This is a genomic window from Streptosporangium sp. OZ121 (assembly GCF_051918885.1).
Lineage (GTDB): Bacteria > Actinomycetota > Actinomycetes > Streptosporangiales > Streptosporangiaceae > Streptosporangium.
In genome coordinates this window covers 107,671-124,683 of sequence record NZ_JBPXMC010000017.1, presented here as the reverse complement: position 1 = coordinate 124,683, position 17,013 = coordinate 107,671, and the positions used below count along the sequence as shown (strand labels likewise).

15 protein-coding genes are annotated in these 17,013 nt (G+C 72.7%); 4 read left to right on the top strand and 11 right to left on the bottom strand.

Annotated elements, in window-relative coordinates:
* The first annotated feature begins 24 nt into the window (after positions 1-24).
* On the top strand, positions 25-924 hold the full coding sequence (locus tag ACTOQ1_RS27080; protein ID WP_440070820.1) for a MurR/RpiR family transcriptional regulator: 900 nt from the start codon (positions 25-27) through the stop codon (positions 922-924).
* Between the two features lie 213 nt (positions 925-1,137).
* On the opposite strand, the gene ACTOQ1_RS27075 is transcribed toward ACTOQ1_RS27080, so the two are convergent.
* Together ACTOQ1_RS27075 and ACTOQ1_RS27070 are read right to left on the bottom strand one after the other, a co-directional pair.
* Complete coding sequence (locus ACTOQ1_RS27075) at positions 1,138-2,448, bottom strand: FAD-binding oxidoreductase (RefSeq protein WP_440070819.1); 1,311 nt, start codon at positions 2,446-2,448, stop codon at positions 1,138-1,140.
* Complete coding sequence (locus ACTOQ1_RS27070; protein ID WP_440070818.1) at positions 2,445-3,344, bottom strand: LLM class flavin-dependent oxidoreductase; 900 nt, start codon at positions 3,342-3,344, stop codon at positions 2,445-2,447. Before ACTOQ1_RS27070 ends, ACTOQ1_RS27075 begins: the two co-directional genes overlap by 4 nt.
* A 64-nt stretch (positions 3,345-3,408) precedes the next feature.
* On the opposite strand from ACTOQ1_RS27070, the gene ACTOQ1_RS27065 reads away from it, so the two are divergent.
* Positions 3,409-3,792, top strand: a complete 384-nt coding sequence (locus tag ACTOQ1_RS27065) for a winged helix-turn-helix transcriptional regulator (RefSeq protein ID WP_440070817.1) — start codon at positions 3,409-3,411, stop codon at positions 3,790-3,792.
* Between the two features lie 351 nt (positions 3,793-4,143).
* Here ACTOQ1_RS27065 and ACTOQ1_RS27060 read toward each other — a convergent pair whose 3' ends face one another.
* The 8 genes from ACTOQ1_RS27060 to ACTOQ1_RS27025 form a co-directional block, all read right to left on the bottom strand.
* The gene (locus tag ACTOQ1_RS27060; protein WP_440070816.1) at positions 4,144-5,226 is read right to left on the bottom strand and encodes a serine hydrolase domain-containing protein; all 1,083 of its coding nucleotides are present in this window, start codon (positions 5,224-5,226) and stop codon (positions 4,144-4,146) included.
* Between the two features lie 169 nt (positions 5,227-5,395).
* Positions 5,396-6,325, bottom strand: coding sequence for an N-acetylmuramic acid 6-phosphate etherase (gene murQ, locus ACTOQ1_RS27055; RefSeq protein WP_440070815.1), 930 nt, complete (start codon positions 6,323-6,325; stop codon positions 5,396-5,398).
* A gap of 127 nt (positions 6,326-6,452) precedes the next feature.
* Complete coding sequence (locus ACTOQ1_RS27050) at positions 6,453-7,373, bottom strand: GNAT family N-acetyltransferase (RefSeq protein WP_440070814.1); 921 nt, start codon at positions 7,371-7,373, stop codon at positions 6,453-6,455.
* Positions 7,370-8,380, bottom strand: a complete 1,011-nt coding sequence (locus ACTOQ1_RS27045) for an ABC transporter ATP-binding protein (RefSeq protein ID WP_440070813.1) — start codon at positions 8,378-8,380, stop codon at positions 7,370-7,372. Before ACTOQ1_RS27045 ends, ACTOQ1_RS27050 begins: the two co-directional genes overlap by 4 nt.
* Entirely contained in the window at positions 8,377-9,717 is a 1,341-nt protein-coding gene (locus tag ACTOQ1_RS27040; protein ID WP_440070812.1) for an ABC transporter ATP-binding protein, read from the bottom strand. Before ACTOQ1_RS27040 ends, ACTOQ1_RS27045 begins: the two co-directional genes overlap by 4 nt.
* A gap of 4 nt (positions 9,718-9,721) precedes the next feature.
* Entirely contained in the window at positions 9,722-10,687 is a 966-nt protein-coding gene (locus ACTOQ1_RS27035; protein WP_440070811.1) for an ABC transporter permease, read from the bottom strand.
* A 64-nt stretch (positions 10,688-10,751) separates the two neighbouring features.
* Positions 10,752-11,759: an ABC transporter permease gene (locus ACTOQ1_RS27030; RefSeq protein ID WP_440070810.1), complete on the bottom strand. Its 1,008-nt coding sequence runs from the start codon at positions 11,757-11,759 to the stop codon at positions 10,752-10,754.
* A complete protein-coding gene (locus ACTOQ1_RS27025) occupies positions 11,756-13,564 on the bottom strand; it encodes an ABC transporter substrate-binding protein (RefSeq protein ID WP_440070809.1) in 1,809 nt (602 codons plus the stop codon). Before ACTOQ1_RS27025 ends, ACTOQ1_RS27030 begins: the two co-directional genes overlap by 4 nt.
* A 291-nt stretch (positions 13,565-13,855) precedes the next feature.
* On the opposite strand from ACTOQ1_RS27025, the gene ACTOQ1_RS27020 reads away from it, so the two are divergent.
* Together ACTOQ1_RS27020 and ACTOQ1_RS27015 are read left to right on the top strand one after the other, a co-directional pair.
* Positions 13,856-15,103 carry a M20/M25/M40 family metallo-hydrolase gene (locus ACTOQ1_RS27020; protein ID WP_440070808.1) on the top strand — a complete coding sequence of 416 codons (1,248 nt, stop codon included), beginning with the start codon at positions 13,856-13,858 and terminating at the stop codon, positions 15,101-15,103.
* Positions 15,100-15,933: a GNAT family N-acetyltransferase gene (locus ACTOQ1_RS27015; protein WP_440070807.1), complete on the top strand. Its 834-nt coding sequence runs from the start codon at positions 15,100-15,102 to the stop codon at positions 15,931-15,933. Before ACTOQ1_RS27020 ends, ACTOQ1_RS27015 begins: the two co-directional genes overlap by 4 nt.
* A gap of 37 nt (positions 15,934-15,970) precedes the next feature.
* On the opposite strand, the gene ACTOQ1_RS27010 is transcribed toward ACTOQ1_RS27015, so the two are convergent.
* Positions 15,971-16,957 (bottom strand): LysR family transcriptional regulator, encoded by a 987-nt coding sequence (locus ACTOQ1_RS27010; protein ID WP_440070806.1) that lies wholly within the window; start codon positions 16,955-16,957, stop codon positions 15,971-15,973.
* Between the last annotated feature and the right edge of the window lie 56 nt (positions 16,958-17,013).

Genomic DNA, 17,013 nt, shown 5'->3' with positions numbered 1-17,013 from the left:
GATTTATGACATGAAAGGCGCTTAATGAACGTCCTCGACGGCCCCACCCCCGTGAACCTGGTGGCCACGGTGAGGGCCGTCCTCCCCTCCCTCACCCCCGCGGCCCAGTCCATCGCCCGTCTCATCCTCGACGACCCCGCGGTGGTGGCACGCAGCACCATCACCGAGTTCAGCGCGGCCTCCGGTACCAGCGAGGCCACGATCGTGCGCACCGCCAGGGCCCTGGGCTTCGCCGGATACTCCCAGCTGCGCTTCGCCCTGGCCGCGGCGGTGGCCAGGAACGAGCCGGAACGGCTGGTCCCCGGCGACCTCGGCCCCGACGACCCGCTGACCGACGTGATCGCGAAGGTGGCCAGGGCCGAGTCGGAGGCGCTGGCCGACACCGCGGCGCAGCTCAACCCCGAGCGGCTGGGCATGGTGGTGGAGGCGGTGGCCGGGGCGCGCAAGGTCGACGTCTACGGGGTCGGTGCCTCCGGGCTGGTGGCGGCCGACATGGTGCAGAAGCTGATGCGGATCGGCCTGCCCGGCCACGCCTACACCGACGCGCACCTCGCGCTGACCAGCGCGGCGCTGGTGCGCGACGACGACGTCGCGGTGGCGGTGAGCTGCACCGGCGAGACCCCCGACGTGCTGGCGCCGATGCGCGTCGCGCGGCGGGCGGGCGCGACCACGGTGGCCATCACCAACAACCCCCGCTCCTCCCTGGCCGGGCTCGCCGACCACGTCCTGGTCTCGGCGGGCAGGGAGACCGCCTTCCGCCCGGGGGCGCTGGCCAGCCGGATCAGCCAGCTCCTGATCGTCGACTGCATCTTCGTCGGCGTCGCCCAGCGCACCTTCGAGACCTCGGACGCGGCACTGCGGGCCACCAGGGACGCCATAGACGGTTTCAGGACCGGCTACCCCCGCCGGAGCAGGCCCTCCTAGCAGTGCTTTGTCAGGTCGGCCTGTTGTCGACCGGTCGAGTCAGCCGGGTGATGGTTCGATGCGGACGTGCCCCCCGAACAGCTTGCTCGTATCCGGCGGCGGCTGGAGACGTTCGCCGCTGAGGTGTCCACCCCGCTGATCCGCTCGGATCGGCGGGCCGAGGCGGCCACCTGTCTCCTACTCCTCTGCGACAGGTATGGCGAGGTCTTCGCCTTACAGCTGCCACGGGGTCCGGAAGATCCCGTCCGGGTCGTAGCGGTGCCAGAGCCGGCGGACCCGGTCGCCGGTCGCACCCGGGTAGATCCGCTCGAAGGCGCTCTTGTCCGGGCGGCCCTCGAAGTTGACGTACGTCCCGTCGACCCGTTCGGCCAGGGGCTGCCAGGCGGCGTCCAGTGCCGCGCCGCGTCCCGGAGGAAACACCGTGGCGACCACCAGCGTGCCGTGGCGCCGGTGCGCGTAAGCGGTCGCGTCCGGCGGCACGTCGTTGACCGCCCCGCCCACGGACCGCATCTGGATCATCGGCCGGTGCGGGCCGCGCATGACGGCCGCGATCGTCGCGGCGTCCTGGTCGGTCATGGCCGTCAGCAGCCCGTTGGTGGTCGTGGTGGGCTGCTGGCCGACGTTGGCGTGCAGGTGCGCCGTCGGCACCAGGGCAGAATACGGGACGATTTGCGCATGCTGGTCAAGCGTGGCGCCGATGCGGAGCAGCGGCTCGACCGCCCTCCGCAGCCGCCGCTCGCTCCCGTCGGCGACCACGGCGGTGATGGACGCGACCAGAGAGCGGTCGTCCGGCAGCAGGTTGACGAGGGTCGACAACTCGCGCGGCGCTTCGGCCAGGTAGTCGGCCCAGTGCCGCAGGACGCGGCCGTCCCGGTCGAGCCGCACGGTGATCTGCGCGTACCCGACGTCGCGCAGTTCGGTCGCCTCGATCTCGAAGGCGGTCACGATGCCGACCCCGGCGCCGGCGCCGCGTACGGCCCACAGCAGGTCCGGTTCGTGTTCGGCGTCGGCGCGCACGACGGTGCCGTCGGCCAGGACGACCTCCGCCGCGCGAAGGTGGTCGATGGTCAGCCCGTATTGGCGAACCAGCCAGCCGATGCCGCCGCCGGTGGTCAGGCCGCCGACGCCGACGTTTCCGTAGTCGCCGGAGCTGATCGCCAGCCCGTACGGCTCGAGCGCCTCGGCGACCTGCGCCCAGCGGGCCCCCGCCTGGACCCGGACGAGCCGCGCCGCCCGGTCGAGCACCTCGACGCGGTTCAGCGCGGACAGGTCGACGACCACGCCGCCGTCGTTGGAGGAACGCCCGGACAGGCCGTGCCCGCCGCTTCGCACGGACAGCGGCAGGCCCTGCTCGCGGGCGAACGCCAGCGCGGCGACCACCTCCGAGGTGTTCTCGGGAAGCAGCACGCCGGCCGGGTTGGCCACGGTCGTGTATGTGGAGCGCAGCAGCGGGTACCGCCGGTCTCCGGGGACGACGAGCCTGCCCTCGAGGGCGGCCGGGAGCGGAGACAGTTCGGCGGTCATCGCTGCCCCCGAATCTGGCCGACGCGCTCACGGACGGCCGGGACGACCTCGGCGGCGAACACCTCGAGCTGCCCCCGGGTTTCGGCCACCGGCCAGAAGACGAACGTGTCGAAGCCCAGCTCGACCGCCCATTCGGTGAGCGTGTCCGTCCACAGGCGCACATCCCCCACCAGTCCGGGCCCGCCACGGAGGCCGCCGATCGTGCCGATCACGTTGTAGATCCTCCGGATGTCGGCGGGGTCGCGCCCCGCGATGAGAGCCGCCTCGTCGACGATCTTCTGCTTGGCGGGCACCTGGGCCGGCGTGACGTAGATGTTGAGCGGGGAGATCCAGCCGTCACCGGCGCGGCCGGTCACGCCGAGCATCTTGGGCCCCTGGCTGCCGAGCCACAGCGGAATGGGGAGGGGCGGCACCGGGCCCGCCTCGTACCCCTCGATCGCATGCTGGTCGCTGAGCAGCCGCACGCCGCCGCCGCCCAGCGCGGCCCGCATCACGTGCAGGGACTCCTCGGTGTAGGCGACCATCTCGCCACCGGCGCGGCGCCGACCGCCCATGCCGGCGATGGCGTCGGCGAACGCCCCGCCACCGACGCCGAGGACGGTCCGCCCCCCGGCCAGCACCGCGAGCGAGGCGGCCGCCTTGGCCAGCATGGCCGGTGGGCGCAACTGCAGATCCGCGACATCAGTGAGGAACGAGATGCGCTTCGTCTGCGTGGCCATATGGGTGATCAGGGTCCAGGTGTCCAGGTGCCCGGGTTGGTAGGCGTGGTCCTGGACGGCCAGGTAGTCCAGCCCCTTCTCGTCGGCGGCCTTGGCCAGCCGCCTGGTCTCGTCAAGCCGGTCGGCTTCCGGGTCGAGGCTGAGCCCGAAGGTTAAGGCGTGTCCGTAATCAGTCATGGCTTCATACTCCACACGCCCGCGCCGTTAGACAAAAGCAAGGTTAGTCACTAATCTTTAGTAAGTGAACGCCAAGACGCCGCAGAGTGCACACCCCGCCCGCCCGGCCATCCACGAACCGAGCTGCCGCAGCTTTCAGGGCATCGTCGAGCTCGTCGGCCGCCGGTGGACCAGCGCGATCCTGCTCGCCGGACTGCGCGGCGCCCGCCGATTCGGCGAGTACCGCCTGCTGGTGCCGGGGATCTCCGATCGGCTGCTCACGCAGCGGTTGAAGGAGCTGGAGTACGAGGGCCTGATCTCCCGTACCGTGATCCCCACCACGCCGGTACAGATCCGCTACGCGCTCTCCCCCGACGGCGAGGAGCTGATGAGGATTCTGCAGCCGCTGGTGGATTGGGGCCGCCGGCGCGTCGGGGCGGACGCGGATCGATCCGCCGACGCCGTATGAAGCGACGCCCGGCTGCCGCACAAGCCCGGGAATCGAGCCTCGCGCACCTGTGACAGGGGAGAGCCGATGCCCGGACCAGGTGCCTGCGCCGTCCATGCGGAAGAACGCCTTGAGGTCGGCCCCGGCGTCGAGGACGGCGATGGATCGGAACCGGCAGCTCGGCCGCCCTCGCGACCCCGGCGGACAACACCCGCTCGGCTTCACTCAACGAGAGATTTAGCATGTCCGTAATTCACGGCATCGCGATCGAGCGCGGAAGGGATGAGTTCGTCCCCCGGAGCGCCCGCACCCCGGGCACGCCGGGGTGGTGGCCGGCACCATCAGGGCCCGGGCCACAGCGTGCGCGCGGGCTCAGGACAGGCGCAGGGCCTCGGCGGCGACGGCGTGGCGCAGGTCGCGGATGCCCGCGCGGCCGCGCAGGGGGTGGACGTTGTTGGTCAGCAGGACGACGGTGAGGGCGCGCCCGGGATCGACGACGAGCGAGGTGCCGGTGAAGCCGGAGTGGCCGTAGGCGTCGGCCAGCGGGCCGACGATCGCGGGATCGCCGATGCGCACGCCCAGGCCGTGGCGGAAGTCCGCGCCCCGCACGCCGTGGTCGCGAGTGATCTCGGCGACCGCGCCGGGACCCAGCACCGGCGCTCCCCCGGTGCGCAGCGCCTCGGCGAAGCGTACGAGGTCGTCGGCGGTGGAGAAGATCCCGGCGTGCCCGGCGACCCCGCCCAGGCCGTGCGCGGTCTCGTCGTGGACCTCGCCGCGCACGCATCCGGGACCCGGGCGCTCGGGCTTGTGCTCGGTGGCGACGATCCGGGGCAGCAGGGACGCGGCGGGGCGGTAGCCGGTGTCGGGCAGGCCCAGCGGATCGACGACCCGGACGCGGGCGAGCTCGTCCAGGGAGGCCCCGCCTGCGATCTCCGCCACCCGGCCCGCCGTGATCAGCCCGACGTCGGAGTACAGGTAGCGCTCGCCCGCGGGACCGATCGGCGCTGTCGAGAGGATCCGCTCCATGCGCGTGGCGTGGATCTCCGGGCCGTCGCCGGGAATCTCCTCGTGGGCCCTGCGTCCCGGTGGCAGGCCCGCGGTGTGGGTGAGCAGGTGCCGCAGGGTGACCTCGGGGGCGCCGCCGTAGCCGCCGGGCAGCCAGGCCGCGACGGGCTCGTCCAGGCCGAGAAGACCGTCCTCGGCCAGCGACAGGATGACGGCCGTGGTGAAGAGCTTGGTGATCGAGGCGAGGTCGAAGACCGAGTCACGGAGGGCGCGCGGCCGGTCCGCGGCGAGTTCCCCGGAGGCCGACGCGTAGCGCACGGCCTCCCCGGCCGCGGCGGCTGCCACCGTGACCCCGCCCACGGCGATCGCGGCCACCGCCGCCGAGCAGACGCGCGGCACCGCCGCCCCGAGGATCCCGGCGAGCCGGGCGCCTTCCGCGAAATCGGTCATCGCTCCCGCTCCATCCCCCGGTCCCGGCTCGGATTCCCGCCCCGATCCCGGTTCCGCGGCCCTGGTCCCGGTCCCGCTCCCGGCCCTGATCCCGATCCCGCTCCTGGTCTCGGCCCCGGGTTCCGCGGCCGGCGCCGGTTCCCCTTCCGCTTCCCCTTCCGCGAGAAGTTCAGGCGCCCCTGGCCTGTCCCGCCGCCTCCAGCGCCGCCTCCAACTGGTCGCCGTGCCGCTCCAGCAGGATCCGGGCGCCGGCGGCGTCGAGGCCGTGCTCGATCATCAGCACCGCGACCTTCACGTGCCATCCGGCGGCCTCCAGCGCGGAGCGGGCGGCGGAGAGGGCCGCCCCGGTGATGTCGCTGACCATCCTGGCGGCCCGGTCGGCCAGCTTGGAGTTCATCGCCGACACCTCGATCATGGTGTTGCCGTAGGTACGGCCCAGCTTGACCATCGCGATCGTGGAGATCATGTTGAGGACCAGCTTCTGCGCGGTCCCCGCCTTGAGCCTGGTGGAGCCGGTCACCACCTCCGGGCCGACGATCACCTCGATGGGGTGCAGCGCGGCCGCCGACAGCGGGGTCGCGGCGTTGCACGACAGTCCCACGGTCAGGGCGCCTCGGCGGTTCGCCTCGGCGAGCGCGCCGAGCACGAACGGCGCGCGACCGCTGGCGGAGACGCCCACCACCGCGTCGAGCGCGCCCGCCCCCCGTTCCCGGAGGGCCGCCGCTCCCCCGGCGTGGTCGTCCTCCGCGCCCTCGACCGAACGGGTCAGCGCGGGAGTGCCGCCCGCGATGACGCCCTGGACGAGCTCGGGATCGGTGCCGAAGGTCGGCGGGCATTCGGAGGCGTCCAGCACGGCCAGCCGGCCCGACGTCCCCGCGCCCACGTAGAACAGGCGGCCTCCGGCCTTCATCCGGGCCACGATCGCGTCCACCGCCGCCGAGATCTCCGGGATCGCCTCGGCCACCGCCGCGGGCACCGCGGTGTCCGCCGCGTTCATCAGCCGGGCCACCTGGTCGGTGGGAAGCCGGTCGATCCGGCTGTAGCGCGGATCGCTCTGCTCGGTGGACAGCGTGGACAGTGTGGCTAGTTGATCACTCATGACGTCCCATGTCGTTAGTTTTCCTGATCTCACTACCGCTGAGTAGATGATCTTCTGACAGTGAGGCCGTTACAGGCACATACCCGGTGGGAGCCCGCCCATCGGCCCGCCCCGCGGGCACGGGCCGTCACGGCAGGCCACGGCGGTAGAGCCAGAAGACCCGCTCGGCGCGCGCGCCGACCGCCCTGGCGTAGAAGCGCAGCGGACCCACCCAGCCGATCTGGGTGCTCGACATGCCGGCGGCCCGCTGCTCGGCGAGGCAGCGGCGTACGAGCACCCGGCCCACTCCCAGGCCCCGCGCGGCCGGCGCGGTGCCCATCGGGCCGAACCAGGAGGGCCTCGAACCCCACGCGGCGAAACCGAGGATCTCGCCCTCCCTGACGGCGTAGTGGCAGCCGGTGGCCTGCTCCGCCTCCCAGGCCCACCTGGCGTTCCACTGCTCCTCGACGAACGCCGACACGGCGGCGCGCTCCCCGGGGGCGGCGGCGCGCACGGTGACCCCCAAGGCCGCCAGCCGCGCGAGGTCGGCCTCGACGGACAGGTCTCCGGTGAGGTCGGCGGTCATGTTCCAGGCGACCCGGTAGCGCTCGTAGCCGAGGCTCTCGGCCAGGCAGGCGGCCTCGGTGTAGCGCACGTCGATGCCGGGCCAGGCGTAGCAGGGCGGGTTGCCGGCCAGGCGGGCCTCGGTCGCCCCCCGGTCGCGCAGCCAGTCCTCGGCCGCGGTGACCAGCGCCCGGCCGAGGCCCCTCCCCCGGGCCTCGGGACGCACCGCGAGCAGGTCGATGTGGCCCGCGTGCGGGTCGCGCGCCGACATGGAGGCGAACGCCACACCGTCGAGGCCGCCCGTCACCAGTGCCGTCCAGGACCGGCGCGCGGGCGGCGTGGCGAGCCTGGCGACCAGGCTCGCGGCCTCCCCCGCGTCATGGGTGAGCGCGGCCCCGGCGATTCCCGCGAGCGCCGCCGAGTCTGCGGCGACGGCCTCGCGGATCCCGGACGCCGCGCCCGCGCTCCACGGCCCCGCCCCGGGACCGTCTCCCAGCGGGTTCACGGGTGGCCGACCGGCATGGCGACGACGTTGCGGGGAGCGGGATGGAAGCAGGCGTGCTCCTGGGGCGTGCCGCCGCCGTGGCCGAGCAGCGGATGCTCCGACTCGCAGCGGCCGGTACGGAACGGGCAGCGCCGGGCGAACAGGCAGCCCGCGTCGAGGCGGCTCTCGTCGAGCGCCCCGGTCGGCGTCACCGGCTCCTCGCCGGGCCGCTCCAGGCCGTGCAGCACGGGGATCGCCGACAGCAGCGACTGGGTGTACGGGTGCACGGGGCCGGAGATGATCGTCTCGACGTGGCCGCGCTCGACGACCTCGCCCCGGTAGATGACGTACAGCTCGCCGTCGTCACCGATGTAGCGCGCGGTCGCCACGTCGTGGGTGATGAACAGCACGCTCACCCCGAGGCGCTCGCGGAGGTCCTTGAGCAGGGCGAGGATGCCCAGCCGCAGCGATACGTCGATCATGGAGACGGCCTCGTCGGCGACGAGCATCTCGGGGTCGACGGTGAGGGCGCGGGCGATGACGACCCGCTGGCGCATGCCGCCGGAGAGCTGGTGGGGATAGCGCGACAGCACGTAGCCGGGGTCGAGGCCGACCAGTTCCAGCAGCTCCTGCGCGCGCCCGTCCACCCACGCCCGCGAGCGGCCGGTCTGCGCGGCCCGCAGCGACAGCGGCGCGTCCAGCGTCTGGTGCACCGTGCGGGTCGGGTTGAGCGCCGAGTACGGGTCCTGGTGGATGAGCTGGATACGGCGGAAGTAGGGCTCACGCTGCTTCGGGCGCAGCGACGACATGGGCGTGCCGTCGATGGTGATCTCTCCGGAGTCGTGTTTCTCCAGCCCGGCGATGATCCGCCCGAGCGTCGTCTTGCCGCAGCCCGACTCCCCGATGAACGACGCCGCCCCGCCCTTCGGAATGGCGAAGTCGACGCCGCGCAGCGCCTTCACCTCGCGTCCGGCGAGGAGGCTGCCCCGCTGTTTGAAGGTCTTCGTGATTCCCCGACCAGTGATCACGTTTTCTCCCTCGGTCCGTTTGTCCGGGCGACCCGTCCGGCTCCTCGCGCGACCGCGTCCCGGTCCTCGTACGCGGTCCCGTTCGCGGTCGCGGCCCCGTTCGCGCCACGCGCGGCGTTCCCGGCTCCGGCCCCGCTCCCGTTTCCGTTCGCGTTCCCGTTGTCGTTCGGGGTCCCGTTCCCCTTCCCGGTACGCGCGGCGTCCTCGTCCGCGTGGCGGGCGGCGACGGCGTGGCAGGCCACGATCCACTCACCGCGCGAGACGGCGGGCGGCTCCTCGGTCTCGCAGACGTCCATGCGCAGCTCGCAACGCTCCCTGAAGACGCATCCCCGCGACGGAACGGTCCCAAGCGTCGGCGGGCGGCCGGGCAGCGCCCTGGCCTCCCCGATGTCGCCGATCAGGCGCGGGATGGCCCGGATCAGGCCCTGGGTGTAGGGGTGGCGGGGGGCGCCGAGCACCTCGGTGGTCGGCCCCTGCTCCACCACGCGCCCGCCGTACATGACGGCCAGCCGGTCGGCGACCTCGGCCACCACGCCGAGGTCGTGGGTGATGACGAGCGTGGTGAGCCCGCGCTCCTCGTGGACCTCCCTGACGATCCGCAGGATCGTGGCCTGAGTGATCATGTCGAGGGCGGTCGTGGGCTCGTCCAGGATGACGAGGTGGGCGTTGAGCACCAGCGCGAGCATGATGCCGACCCGCTGGCGCATCCCGCCGGACAGCTCGTGCTGGTGGGAGTCGAGCACGCGCGCGCCGTCCATGCCCATCCTGCCGAGCAGGTCCTTCGCGTCCCTGACCAGCCCCCGCAGGTCCTGGATGTCGTGCGAGCGGCCCAGGTCGAGGAGCTGCTTGCCGACCGTCTTGAGCGGGTTGAGGGAGTTCTGGGCTGCCTGGAAGACGTACCCGATGTGCCGTCCCCGCGCCCGGCGCAGATCGTCGCCCCGCAACCCGACGACATCGCCGAGCCCGTCGATCTCCACGCTGCCCGAGCGGATCCTGCCGGGGGGCTGGACCGCGTTGAGCAGCGACAGCGCCAGGGTGGACTTGCCGGAGCCCGACTCGCCGACCACCCCGGTGATCGTCCCGGGCACCAGCTCGAGATCGATTCCCGACACCGCGGGCAGTTCCCCCGCCGAGGTCCGGTAGACGACGGACAGGCCGTTGACGCGCACTCCCGGCGGGCCGCTCCTCCCGGCCTCGCGGAGGCCCGCGGTGCCTTCGGTGCTCTCGATGTCCCCGATGCCCTCCGTGCGCCTGGTGCCCCAGGCGCGCCGGGGCCGCACGGCGGCGGGCCGCCGCTCGCCCGGTGTCACGGACACCTTCTCCGAACGTGTGAACATGTGTTCAGTCCTCCCGCAGCCGGGGGTTGAAGATCTCGTCCATGGCGTCGACGACGAGGACGATGCCCAGGGTGAGCAGCAGGATCGCCAGCAGCGGCGCCAGCATGTACGGCAGCGCGGTGGTCGTCGTCAGCGCGCCGCCGCCGAACACGGCGAGGTTGAGCATGACGCCCCAGTTGTTGGCGTCGAACGGCAGCACGCCCAGGAAGAACAGGCCCACCTGCGCGTACACCGCGCCGGTCACCGCGATGAGCATGTTCATCGCGATGAAGGGGGCCATGCTGGGCAGCAGTTCCCTGCCGATGATGTGCCGGCCGGACAGGCCGAGCCCCCTGGCCGCCTCGATGAAGCCGCGCTCGCGCAGCGAGAGGGTCTGCGACCGTACGGCGCGCGCCACGCCGCCCCAGCCGAGGAGTCCGAGCACCAGGCCCATCTCGATCGCGCTGGTGAACTTCCATACGGTCGACAGGACCAGCAGCAGCGGGAGGGCGGGGATGGTCAGCTTCATGTCGGTGATCCGCATGAGCACGCTGTCCCAGCGCCCGCGCCGGAACCCCGCGAACAGCCCGACGGCGGTGCCGAGGGCGACCGTGATGACGGCGGTGACCAGGGCGGTCATCAGGACGTACCGGGAGCCGGTGACCACCAGGGCGAGCACGTCGGTGCCCTCGAAGTCGGTGCCGAAGGGGTGCGCCAGGCTCGGCGCGGCGTAGAGCGCGTTGTCGTCGCGCGGCAGCCGCGCGGGGTAGAGCAGCGGCCCGAAGATCCCCATGAACGCGAACACGCCCAGGATGGCCACGCCCACGATCCGGCTGGGCTTGCGCCGCAGGACCCGCCAGACGCCGCGCCAGAAGTTGCGCCGCTGCGCCGCGCGGGTGCCGGAGACACCGGGGACGCCCGGGACGCCCGGGGTGCCGGGAGCGCCGGGAGCGCCGGGAGCGCTGCCGGTGGTGATGGCAGGCGCCGTCATGCGACCACCTCCGCCACCGGTGTGACCTGCGGGCCGCCTCCTGCGGCTCCCCTGATTCGCCCGGTCATGACGCCTCCTGTCCGGAACGGACCCGTGGGTCGATGGCGGTGTAGAGCATGTCGGCCACGATGTTGGCGATGACGATCGCCACGGTGATCAGCAAGAAGGCCCCGCCCATCAGCGCGTAGTCGCGGTCGGTGATGCTGTTGAGCAGCAGCAGGCCCAGCCCCGGGTAGGTGAAGATCCGCTCGATGAAGATCGCGCCGCCGAACAGCAGGCCCAGCGAGAGCGCCAGGATGGTGAACAGCGGCAGGATGGCGTTGCGCGCCACGTAGCGGAAGATGATCCCGCGCTTCATGCCGCGCAGCTCGGCGGCGAGGATGAAGTCGTCGCCCAGCACGGTGACCACGCTCGACTTCATCGCCAGGATCCAGCCCCCGTACCCGGCCAGCGCGTAGGTCAGGACCGGCAGGGTGGCGTACTGGACCAGCGAGCCGATGTAGGCGGCGTTGAGGCCGGGTTCGAGCGTGACGTCCGCGGTGCCGCTGGAGGGGAAGATCGGCAGCAGGGTCGTGAAGACCGCGCTCAGCAGCAGCGCGAGGACGTACTGCGGCAGGCCGTGCAGGAGCGAGCCGGAGACGGCCAGGATGTCGCCCAGCTTGCTCGACCGTTTGATCGCCGCGTAGACGCCCAGGATGATGCCGACCGCGAAGCTGAGCAGGGTGCCGACGAGGACCGGCAGGATCGTCCAGGTGGCCGCCGAGCCGAGCAGGGTGGTCACCTCCGCGCCGGGGACGCTCAGCGACTGGCCGAGGTCGAGGTGGAGCAGGCCCCGCATGTAGTCGAGGTACTGCTCCCACATCGTGCCCTTCGGCATGAACCCGTACAGCACCGCGACGGCCCGCTCGGCCTGGTCGGGCGACATGCCCTGCTCGACCAGCTTCTCGTAGCGGGCCCGCATGGGGTCGCCGGGGATGTTCCTGATGATCACGAAGCTGATCGTGGTGACCACCAGGATCATGGCGAGCCCGCGGACGAGGTGGCCCGCGAGGCGGCGTGCGATGACCGTCATATGTGGCCCTTCCTCTTGACCATGCCGAGCTGGAGCCAGACCCCGGAGGTGAGGCGCAGCGCGTCGCTGTCATCGCCCGGGAATCCGGTGAAACGGGTGGTGTTGACGACCTGGGTGTTGACGTAGTCCCACAGCTGGATCACCGGGAGGTCCTGGTTGGCGGTCCTGGCGAGGGTCGAGACGATCCGCCGCTGCTCGGCCTCGGGGACGGAGTTCAGCTTCACCGCCAGCTCACCGGGGTTGACCCTGCCCACGCCCCTGACGTCGATGAGCTCGGCGCCGCCCATCCAGTTGCCCTCCGTGCCGGGGGCGACGTGCTTGAGCCTGCCGCCGAAGAGCTGCCAGCCGTTCTGGGCCCCGTACAGGCGCTGGAAGATGTTGTACGGTGCGGGGCCGAGCGCCACCAGCCAGAAGCCGAGGTCGTACTTACCCGCCGCCATCTCCTCCAGGTAGAGCGGGTAGTCGGCGGTGGTGACGACCTGCGCGTCGATGCCGGCGTCGTTGAGCTGGCTGGTGACGGCCTTGGCGCCGGCCAGCCAGTCGGAGAAGGACGCGGGCACGTTGATGGTCATCTTCCAGGGGCTGCCGTCGGGCATCGCCCACCTGCCGTCGACCTTCCTCATGCCCGCGGCCCGCAGCTCGCTCGCGGCCCTGGCGGGGTCGTGCCGGTACGGCTCCAGGGCGGCGAGGCCGTCGCCCAGCCACGCCTTCGCGGCCTCCTGGTGCAGGCCCGAGGTGGTGACCGAGGCGGTGCCGCCCTCGGGGGAGGCGACCTTGGTGACCTGCCTGCGGTCGATCAGGTAGGCCAGCGCCCGGCGGACGTGCACGTTGTCGTAGGGCTTCCTGGACTGGTTGAACGCCAATCCCTCGCTGACGGGCGAGTATCCCCTGACGACGGCGTTGCCCGAGGTCTCGGTGATCCGCCGCATCACGCCGGCGGGGACCGCGGTGAACGGCGCGCTGTCCAGCCTGCCGGCGACCAGGTAGTTCCAGACCTGCTCGTTGCCGGTGTAGTTGAGGATGCGCACCTGGTCGGCGGCGACGTTGGCCGCGTTGTAGAAGTTCTTGTTCTTGACCAGCAGCGCCTCGCCCGGGTTGACGCGCTTCAGGACGAACGGCCCCGCGGAGACGTCCTTGGCCGGGGCGAAGGAGATGACCTTGTCCGCGAGGCTGGTGATCCCGGCCCGCGCCGCCTCGGCCCCGGGGGCGGTGCTCTGCGCGAGCTTCAGCTTCTGCCAGAAGTCGGCGGGCAGCACGCCGCGCCAGACGTGCTCGGGGACGATGACGGTCTCCATGACGCTGCGGACGAAGGAGGAGCTGGGATTCCTCGCCGCCTGGGTGATCTTGATCGTCCTGTCGTCCACGATCGTGATGTCGGAGGCCGTACCGGCCGCGGAGGGATCGAGGGCGTAGGCGGTGCCGCCCTGGGTGTACGCCAGGCCGATGGAGAACTTCACGTCCTCCGCGGTGATCGGCTCGCCGTCGGACCACTTCCCGCCCGGGCGGAGCCGCAGGGTGATCGAGGACTGGTCGGGGGCGATTCGCCAGCTCTGCGCGACCCCCGGGTAGAACTGGTTCGGGTCGGTCAGGTGGTTCTTGGTCCACCCGAGCCACTCGGCGTTGTAGCCCCGGAAGGCGTTGCCCTTGGGGTTGTACGGGTTGATCGGCGCGTTCGCGTCGATGCCCGGCTTGAGCGCGTCGATCGTGGTGAAGACGCCACCGGCGGAGCTGTCGCCGCCGCCGCCACACGCCGCGGCACCGGCGGCGAGGCAGAGGGAGACCGCTGCCGCTGCTAGTCGCTTCATGAACCGCTCCGTTGGGTGTTCTTCGAGGTCAAGGCACCAATACCGAGGCGTCGGCGTTGTCCGGACAATACGTTCGACCCACCGTTCGCGTCAATTATCTCCACTTCCGTGATACTCCCTGTAACTTTCCTTCACCGACCGGCCGCCCCGGCGCCGCCCCGCGCCGGTCGTCGCCGGCCCCGCGCGGGGCGGGCGATCCGGGCCGGACGGCGGAGTGGACGATCTCGGCCTGTCATACGGTCGCGGTAACAACGGATCGGCGGAGAGGCGACCACGGTGAACCTGGACGGCATGCTTGAGGACCTGCGAGAGCTCGTCGCGTGCGAGTCGTTCTCGGCCGACCACCGGGCGGTGACCCGCAGCGCGCGGGTGGTCGCCGACCAGGGGCACCGCCGGCTCGGCGTCAGGGCCGAGACGATCGTGATCGGCGGCGTCACCCACCTGCGGTGGACCTTCGGCACCCCCAGGGTGCTGCTGCTCGGCCACCACGACACCGTCTGGCCGATCGGCTCGCTCCTGGCCCGCCCCTGGTCGGTCGCCGACGGGATCGCCCGGGGTCCCGGGGTGTTCGACATGAAGGCCGGGCTGGTCCAGATGTTCCACGCGCTGGCCGCGCTGCCGTCGCCGGAGGGGGTGTGCGTGCTGGTCACCGGGGACGAGGAGGTCGGGTCTCCGACCTCTCGCGCGCTGGTCGAGGAGTCGGCGCGCGCCTGCGCGGCCGCGTTCGTCCTGGAGGCGAGCGCCGAGGGCGGCGCACTCAAGATCGCACGCAAGGGCACGTCGATGTACGAGGTCGTGGTGCACGGCCGTGGCGCGCACGCGGGGCTCGACCCCGGCAGGGGCGCGAACGCGGGGGTCGAGCTGGCCCACCAGATCCTCGCCGTCACCGGCATCGCCGAGCGGGTGAACGGCGGCCGGGAGGACGGCGACCGGACGAGCGACGGCCGGGCGGGCAGCGGCCAGAGCCACGACCACCGGACCGGCGGCCGGGAGGACGGCGGCCGGACGAGCGACGGCCACACCGGCGGCGGCCGGGCCCCCGGGCACCGGACGGGCGGCGGCCGGGTGACGCGAGGGCCCCTCGGACCTGCCACCGTCACGCCCACCGTGCTGTCGGCCGGGACCACGGCCAACACCGTGCCCGCGCTGGCCCGCCTGGCGGTGGACGCCCGCGTGCCCACCCTCGCCGCGCAGAGGCGGGTGGACGAGCTGATGAGGGCGCTCTCCCCCCGGATCGCCGGGACCCGGCTGGAGATCACCGGCGGCCCGAACCGTCCTCCCCTGGAGCACGCCTCGTCGGCCGGGCTGTTCGCCCTCGCCCAGGAGGTCGCCGCCGATCTGGGACTCGCCCCCCTCACCGGTGCCGGCGTGGGCGGGGCCTCCGACGGCAACTTCACCGCCGGGGCGGGCTGCCCCACCCTCGACGGGCTCGGCGCGGTGGGCGGCGGCGCCCACGCCGACGACGAGCACGTCGTCGTGGCCGAGATGCCCGGCCGCGCGGCGCTGCTGGCGGGCCTGATCAGGGCGGTGCTCTCGTGAGCGGCGCGATGTCACCGGCGAACCGGGGAAACGCCCGGGTGAACGACCCGGTGTTGCGCGAGCTGCGCTCCATCGAGGAGTTCGAGGACGTCTTCCGCCTGTTCGACGGCATCTGGCACCCTGCCCCCGGCGGCGCGCCCGTCACCGTGGAGCTGATGCGGGCGCTGTCGCACGCGGGCAACTACGTGGCCGGAGCGTACGAGGGCGGCAGGCTGGTGGGCGCGTCGGTCGGCTTCCTGGGCGCTCCGGCAGGGCAGGTGCTGCACTCGCACGTCACCGGCACCCTGGCCGGGCGCGGGATCGGGTTCGCGCTGAAGCTGCACCAGCGGGCGTGGGCGCTGGAGCGCGGCCTGGAGCGGATCACCTGGACCTACGATCCGCTGGTGCGGCGCAACGCGCATTTCAACCTGGCCAAGCTGGGGGCCCGCCCGGAGGAGTACCTGCCGTCCTTCTACGGCGCGATGGGCGACGCGATCAACGCCGGGGACGCCTCGGACCGGGTGCTGGCCGTCTGGCGGCTGACCGAGCCGCACGTCCTGGCCGCCGTCCGGGGGGAGCCGCACCACCCGGTGATCCCGCCGGACGCGGTGAGCGCGCTGATCGAAGGAGACGACGGCAGCCCGGTGCGGGAACCGTCCGAGGCGGCCGGGGCGGGAACGGTGCTGGTCGCCGTACCCCGGGACGTCGAGGCGCTGCGCCGCGCCGATCCGCGGGCCGCCGGGGCGTGGCGGCTGGCCGTGCGCGAGGTGCTGGGCGGCCTGCTGGAGGGCGGCGCCCGCGTGACCGGCTTCCACGACAGGTCCTGCTACGTCGTGGAACGGCCTCCGTGACGTGCCCTCGGAACCGGGCCGCGGACCATCATGAGGATCACCGGTATCGGGTCGCGGCCGGTGGCTCTTTCCCCGCCGAGGGTGGCCGGGGCCCCGGACCCGCCGGCCCTGCGGCGCGGAACGGGTCGCCGGCCGGCAGCCACGCCCCCTCGTCGTCCAGACCGAGGCCGCCGACGTCGCGGGTCAGCGTTTCGACGGTGGCCAGCACGGCCTCGCGGGTCTCGTCGCGCCGGGAGACGAGGGCCCATGTCCAGCACGGTGCCGGGCCGACCACCGCGCGCCGGTGGAGGTCCGGCGGCACCGGTGCGCCATGGCCCTTCACCGAGTTGATCACGGGGCGGCGGAGCCGGCGTACGTGGTCGAAGAAGGCCCGGCCGGTGATGCCGCCGTCGTCGATGTGCACGAGGTGGGCGCCGGTGTCGCGGGCGAACTCCTCGGCGTAACGGTTCCACGAGCCCCAGGTGGCGGTGTCGGCATCCACCAGCACCGCGGTGTCCTCGGCCTGGACGGCGGAGGTCTCGGCGCCGGCGGAGACCGCGAAGAGCCGGTACGCGCCGATCAGCCGGGCCTCGAGGCCGTGACCGGCCAGGTCACCGGTCTGCGCGCAGCAGATGGCCAGGTCGATGCTGCCGTCGGCGACCCGGCCGGCCTGGATGTGCGACGGCATGACCCACGCGTCGACGTGCAGTTGCGCGACGCCGGACGCGCGGGCGGCCAGGTCGGGCGGCATCCAGCCGACGTGGCCGAGCTGGACCGGCTCGGTGGCGGACAGGCCGGCCGCGGAACGGCGCAGCTCGTCGGCCTGTTCGAGCACCGCGCGGGCTCGGGCGAGCAGGGCCCGTCCGGAGGGGGTCATCGCGACCGAGCGGCGGTCCCGGTCGAACAGGCGCACGCCCAGATCCCGTTCCAGCCCCTTGATCTGCTGGGAGAGCGACGGGCCGGCGATGCGCAACCTGGCCGCGGCGCGGCCGAAGTGCAGTTCCTCGGCCACCGCGACGAAGTAGCGCAGCTGGCGCAGCTCCATCCACGCATCATAACCCTGTAGGAGTTTTCACCTAACAGCAGGGAGCGAACCGGTCG